At 61.3% G+C, this 6201-nt stretch carries 5 protein-coding genes; 4 read left to right on the forward strand and 1 reads right to left on the reverse strand.

What is annotated here, in order from left to right; translation table 11 throughout:
* Positions 1-114: 114 nt before the first annotated feature.
* The 3 genes from HB376_RS23305 to HB376_RS23315 all read left to right on the forward strand — a co-directional run bounded on the left by HB376_RS23305 (position 115) and on the right by HB376_RS23315 (position 4242).
* Positions 115-2241: an FUSC family protein gene (locus HB376_RS23305; RefSeq protein ID WP_255631514.1), complete on the forward strand. Its 2127-nt coding sequence runs from the start codon at positions 115-117 to the stop codon at positions 2239-2241.
* A gap of 162 nt (positions 2242-2403) precedes the next feature.
* Positions 2404-2655 (forward strand): hypothetical protein, encoded by a 252-nt coding sequence (locus HB376_RS23310; RefSeq protein WP_213766018.1) that lies wholly within the window; start codon positions 2404-2406, stop codon positions 2653-2655.
* Positions 2656-2745: 90 nt separating this feature from the next.
* Positions 2746-4242 (forward strand): succinate CoA transferase, encoded by a 1497-nt coding sequence (locus HB376_RS23315; RefSeq protein WP_213766019.1) that lies wholly within the window; start codon positions 2746-2748, stop codon positions 4240-4242.
* A 45-nt stretch (positions 4243-4287) separates the two neighbouring features.
* Here HB376_RS23315 and HB376_RS23320 read toward each other — a convergent pair whose 3' ends face one another.
* On the reverse strand, positions 4288-4644 hold the full coding sequence (locus tag HB376_RS23320) for a hypothetical protein (RefSeq protein ID WP_213766020.1): 357 nt from the start codon (positions 4642-4644) through the stop codon (positions 4288-4290).
* A 343-nt stretch (positions 4645-4987) separates the two neighbouring features.
* On the opposite strand from HB376_RS23320, the gene ydiK reads away from it, so the two are divergent.
* Complete coding sequence (ydiK, locus tag HB376_RS23325; protein ID WP_213766021.1) at positions 4988-6109, forward strand: AI-2E family transporter YdiK; 1122 nt, start codon at positions 4988-4990, stop codon at positions 6107-6109.
* Positions 6110-6201: the final 92 nt, after the last annotated feature.

Consider the following 6201-nt stretch of genomic DNA (forward strand, 5'->3'; position numbering starts at 1 on the left):
TCCGGCGACGCCGGCTCCATACAATCGGCACCTTCGCATGGCGGCTCGCGTGATTGCATGAAGCACGCCCGAGCTGCCCGCGCCTAACGCTGGCCCAAGGAAACGTGCTGGTTCATGAACGACGAAGAGGTGCCCGAGAGCGCGTTGGATCGGGTGAAAGATGCCGCCCGCGACTGGCTCGCGACCGCTGCGCCCAGCTGGCTGCATCTGCTGAAAACATTCATGGCCGTCGCGAGCGCGATGGGCCTCGCGATGCTGCTTCAGTTGCCGCAGCCTCGTGTTGCGATGACCACGGCCGTCGTGCTCATGCAACCGCTGGCGGGCATGGTGCTCGCAAAAAGCGTCTACCGGTTGTTCGGCACGCTGCTGGGTGCGGTCGCGGCTCTGGTGCTCGGAGGGGTGTTTGTGCAGCAGCCAGAGGCCTACATGGCCGGTCTGACTGGATGGGTTGCCGTCTGTACGGCGCTGGCTGTGAGGTATCGTCACTTTAGGTGGTACGGCTTCGTGCTGGCAGGGTACACGGCGGCGCTGATTGGCATACCGGCCGTGGACGATCCGAACGGTTTGTTGCTCGCCTCGTTGAACCGCACAGCCGAAGTCACGCTCGGCATATTGTGTTCAGGCGCGATCAGCGCGCTCATGATGCCTTTGCGCGCGAGCGCCGTATTCGCGGCGGGTTTGCGTCGGCGGGATGAGGATTTTAAAGCTTTCGCGGCAAACGTGCTCGGCCGCAGCGTTGGGCGAGGCGCGTTCGAGCAGCGCTTTGGCGCGTGGGTCGATGAAACCATTGCCCTCGATGCCCAGCTTCGTTACGCCGCGTATGAGACGCCGGCCATGCGTGCACAAAGCCGTCGTCTTGCGCGGCTCAACAGCGAATTCCTCGATGCCTGCGCGCGCCTGCATGGGTTGCATCAGTTGCTCAGGCGTATGTTGGCGAACGATGGCGCCACGCTGATCACCCTTATCTCCGCGCATCTCGACACGCTTGCGATTCTCTTACGAACGCATGACAGCCTTAACCACGAAGCGGAGTTCACCGGGGCCTTGCAGCGCTTCCGGGCCGGTATGCAGGAGACCATCCGCACCGCACGCGCACGGATGGAGTCGGACGTTCCCGCACTGCTGCCCGATTTCGATACCGCCATCGAACTGCTGTTTCGTTTCGTCGATGACTTCGCCCGGTACACCCGCACGCATGCCGCCTGGAAACACGACGAGCCGCTCGCGCTTCCTGATCGCGTAACCTATCCGCACGTGGCGCGCACGCATCTCAGTGTCGTGCTTGCCTCGTTCGTGCGGACCGCAACGACGGTCGCGCTGATCGGCAGCTTCTGGATTGCAACAGCATGGCCCAGCGGTGGCATGGCCGTGATTGCGGCCACGCTCGCTTGCGGTTTGTGCGCGACCTCTGCACGGCCGTCCCGGCTCGCGTTGCAAATGGCTGCCGGTGCGGCGCTTGCCGTGGTCGTTGGCTGTGGGCTGACACGTTATGTATATCCCGCCATCGATGGCTTCGCGTTGCTGTGCGCGGTCCTCGCGCCAGTCGTCGTGCTGGGCGCTTATGTGGCGTCGCATCGGCATGGTGGCGGCTTTGGGACGGGGTTTCTCGTGTTCTTTTGCTTGCTCGCGGGGCCGGACAATGTCACGAGCTATGCCCCGGAGACGTTGATGAATAACGGCGTTGCAGTGGTCCTCGCGTTGCTGGCCGCGTCGCTCTGCTTCGCGCTGGTCTGTCCGCCCAATGCCGCATGGCTTGTTGAAAGAACTCAACGCGAGCTGCGGGCTCAGGTAGCGCGCGCATGCCACGGTAGGCTCGTTGGATTGAATCATCGTTTTCACGCAAGCACGCACGACTTGATGTACCAGTTGCGTGGCTTGCTTGCCGACAGGTCGCGGGAACATCGGCGCGCGTTGCGATGGATGCTGGCGACACTCGAAGTGGGCCAGGCGGTTATCGATCTGCGTGAAGCGGCGTCCGGCGTCTCCATCGATGAACAAGGGCACTGGCGCGCGGCCATGCTGTCCTTCCGGCAGGCAGTTTCGCTGCTCTTCACCGCGCCAACCGATCAGCATCGGCTTCAGGCGCTTGGGGCAGTGGTGTCGGCGCTCGAAGCGGCGCAACAAAGCCTTGGGATGGGTGTTGCGCATGGCCACGGGCGCGAAGTGGGGCGCATGGTGGCGTCGCTACATTCCATTCGCACGGCGTTGCTCGATCGCGATGCGCCGTTCCATCGGCGCTGACCGGCGTGGTCCGCGCCGTGGCAAATAGTCGTGTGCCTATTGTCCGCAGATGAGGAAGGGTGCGTTACACCACGGCCCCTTAATCAACCCATCACACAGTCATATATTTCCCTCGGCGGCGAATTGATTGCTGCATGCAAGTAATGAAACAGGGAACATGAAATGAAATTATTGAAGAGTGCGCTGGTGGTTTGTTCGTGGTTTGTCCTGTCGGCTGCCTATGCGCAATCGGGCTCGGTGAGTGCGGCGGCCGCGGCAAACACGCAAGCGGCGCAACAGGATCAGCGAACGGTTGCAACCGATACAGCCGGCGCGGCAGTTCGCGAAGTACCCCAGGTATCTCATGTGGCGCGCAAGCCGGACGAATGCGTTGGACCCGCCAGCTATTGCAGCCTTTTCTTCGGCGGAAGCTGATCTGCGCGACGTCCCGGCAAGCGCCCGCGTCGCCGCTCATCTGACCAGAACGAACGCACCCTGCGATCGACGGTCCTGAGGAACATTCAAATGGTCGAAGACCGCATTCATTGCAAAGCACTGCTCAGTAAAATCATGTCGAGTGCCGACGCCGCGCAGTTGATTCATGACGGCATGGTGGTCGGTATGAGCGGTTTCACGCGCGCCGGGGATGCCAAGGCGGTGCCCGCAGCGCTTGCCGAGCGCGCGCAACGCGAAAGCCAGCCGTTGCGCATCACGCTGATCACGGGCGCTTCGCTCGGACACAACACAGACAAGATCCTGACCGAGGCAGGTGTGCTGGCGCGAAGACTGCCGTTTCAGGTTGACAGTACGCTGCGCCGCGCGATCAACGACGGCCGGGTGATGTACGTCGACCAGCATCTGTCCGAGACGGTGGAACTGCTTCGCACGAATCGCCTCGGGTCGATGGACATCGCGATCATCGAGGCTGCCGCCATCACGGAGACCGGCGGCATTGTCCCGACCACGTCCATTGGCAATTCAGCGACGTTCGCCGCTTGCGCGCAGAAGGTGATCATCGAAATCAATCTGGCGCAGCCCGCCTCGCTTGAAGGCTTGCACGACATCTGGCTGCCGGCTGACAGGCCGCTTCGCGAGCCTCTGCCCATTGTGCGTCCTGATCAGCGCATCGGCACGCAGTCGATCGATGTAACGCCCGGGAAGATTGCCGCGATCGTTGTGACCCACTGCCCGGACAGTCCCTCCACGGTCGAGAAACCCGACGAGGACACCGCGCGCATTGCGGGCCATTTGATTGAGTTTTTTCAGCACGAAGTGTCGCGCGGGCGCCTGCCTCGAACGCTGCCGCCATTGCAGGCGGGCATTGGCACGATCGCCAACGCGGTGCTGTCCGGCTTCGCAAGCTCGCCTTTCGACGCGCTGACGATCTATTCCGAAGTGTTGCAGGACTCGGCCTTCGAACTGATGGATGCAGGCAAGGTCGCGTTCGCCTCCGGCGCGTCGATCACGTTGTCACAAGACCGTCAACGGCAGGTCTTCGATAACCTCTCGCGCTACCGCGACAAGCTGGTGTTGCGCCCTCAGGAGGTCAGCAACCATCCGGAGGTGATCCGGCGGCTCGGGCTGATTGCGATCAACACGGCGCTCGAAGCCGATATCTATGGCAACGTGAATTCCACCCATGCAGGCGGCACGCACATGATGAACGGGATTGGCGGCTCGGGAGACTTCGCGCGTAATGCGGCCTATGCCATTTTCGCAACCAAGTCCATGGCGAAGAACGGTGCGATCTCCAGCATCGTGCCGATGGTGCCGCATTGCGATCACAACGAGCATGACGTCGATGTGATCGTGACGGAAATGGGGCTGGCCGATCTGACGGGCCTGGCGCCGCGCGAGCGGGCGCTGCAGATTATCGAGCACTGTGCGCACCCGTCGTATCGTGACCTGCTGCGCGACTATTACCGCGACGCGCTGAGATTCGGCGGGCACACGCCGCACGACCTGGCGACCGCGTTCGGTCTGCACATGCGGTTCGCCGAGACCGGAACAATGAGGCTTTAATGGTCGTGGATACCTGTCTACGCTGGTTGTGTTAACGGGTGATATTTATTTAAGTTTTTGGAACATTTTCACTTCGCTGTCGCACGCGTTGATGACCGTCACGCTCAAAAAAAAACTTATCACACGGGTTATCAACGTAGACCTGTCGGCGTGAGGATCAAGCGTGGCGCCGATGATGATCGCGCAAATCGCCTCAGCTTCAGGTTCGACGGCGTGAACAAGTCCATCGGTGCGTCCGACGATCATTTCCTGGTGCGTCTGCCGCTGGCGCCCGGCAAGTACGTGACTCGTGATGTCACCGGCCATAGCGGAATTTCCCGTTTCACGGCTTCCTTTTCGATCGCGTGAACTCAGCGGCTGGCGGACCAGCGCGCCGCGCATCGACCCGACCGACGCGTTCACGATACTGCTGAGTGCCGTGCTCATTTCCTGTATAAGGTGATGCGAACGTGTCGTACGTCGCGGCCCATGCAATGAAGTTTGACAACATGACCACATTCAGCTCCTGAGAGATATCGACATCCGGGGCGAAGCCTGTCAAAGTCGCTTCGCCGCGCATTTGGGGTGACCTCTTGCGGAAGCCTCCGGCATCATGTGTTCGAGTCGGGCACATTGTCGGAAACCAATAGCCGGTAAACTAAATCAAGCATCGGGTTCGCCGTGCGGCTCGTGCGGCCGAATCCACTGTTGGGTGTCTGGAACGCGCGTTCAGGCACGGCCAGGATATTCTTGTCAGGAACACGAAATGACCCCGCGTCAACCAGTCGATATTGCCCGCATTCTGTTCGTTATTGTCATCCTGTCCGCGTTGACGATCGGCAGCCTCTATATTCTGCGGCCTTTCATTCCCGGCCTCATCTGGGCGACCACCATCGTGGTTGCCACCTGGCCCGTGATGCTGGCGGTGCAGCGCCGAGTCGGTAATCGCCGATGGATAGCTACTGCAGTGATGCTGATCATCTTGCTGGTCGTGATCGCGCTGCCGCTCTATGAGGCCATTTCGACACTGGCCTTGCACGCGGGCGACATCATGGGAGCCATCAAGGGCCTGCCCAGCTATGCGCTGGCGCCGCCGCCCGGCTGGGTCGGCGAGGTTCCGCTGGCCGGGCAGCGTGTTGCGCGTGAATGGCAGACCTTGTCGGACGCCGGGCCGGGGGGCCTGCTGGCGAAGCTGGAACCTTATTTGACGATCGTCGCGCGCTGGATGCTTGGTCATGCGGCGGCCGTGGGCGTGTTCGTGATTCACATGTTCGTCACGATTATCATTGCGGGGATTCTCTATAGCCAGGGTGAAGCAGCGGGCCGCTTCGTTACGCGTTTCGCAACCCGGCTTGCCGCCCAGCGTGGTGCGGAAGCTGTCAAGCTGGCGGGGCTGGCGATTCGCGCGGTTGCGCTTGGGATTGTCGTGACGGCGGTGGCGCAGTCTGCACTGGGCGGGATCGGTCTGTGGATCGCTGGCGTCCCTGCTGCCGGGATATTGACCGCGGTCATGCTGATGTTGTGTCTGGCACAGATCGGGCCGTTGTTGCCTTTGCTTGGCGGTGTTGCGTGGCTTTTTATGCATGACTCGACTGTTGCCGCGATTTTGCTGCTGATCTGGTCGGTTGCGGTCGCCATGCTCGATAGTTTGCTGCGGCCGATTCTGATCAGGCGTGGGGTGAACCTTTCGATGCTATTGATTTTGGCCGGTGTGTTGGGCGGCATGTTTGCGTTTGGAATTGTCGGTCTGTTCGTCGGGCCGGTGATTCTTGCGGTTACGTCGACGCTTCTTGAAGCATGGATCAATGAACCTGCGCCCATAGTCGTTGTTGAGGCTGCGCAAGGTGATCGAGTGGCGACTGAAGGGAATGTGAAAGACTTCTCGTAGTGGGGGGAGGGGGCTGGGCGGTGCTTGATGTGTCGGGGGGCGGTTCTGGGGTTAGTGGTCGGGGTTGATGCCGGGTTGGTCGGTTCCGGGGT

This window comes from Caballeronia sp. dw_19, from assembly GCF_018449515.1.
GTDB lineage: Bacteria > Pseudomonadota > Gammaproteobacteria > Burkholderiales > Burkholderiaceae > Caballeronia.

Coding starts and splice junctions, on each gene's coding strand:
- HB376_RS23305 (WP_255631514.1), top strand. CDS start 115: ATGAACGACGAAGAGGTGCCCGAGAGCGCGTTGGATCGGGTGAAAGAT.
- HB376_RS23310 (WP_213766018.1), top strand. CDS start 2,404: ATGAAATTATTGAAGAGTGCGCTGGTGGTTTGTTCGTGGTTTGTCCTG.
- HB376_RS23315 (WP_213766019.1), top strand. CDS start 2,746: ATGGTCGAAGACCGCATTCATTGCAAAGCACTGCTCAGTAAAATCATG.
- ydiK (WP_213766021.1), top strand. CDS start 4,988: ATGACCCCGCGTCAACCAGTCGATATTGCCCGCATTCTGTTCGTTATT.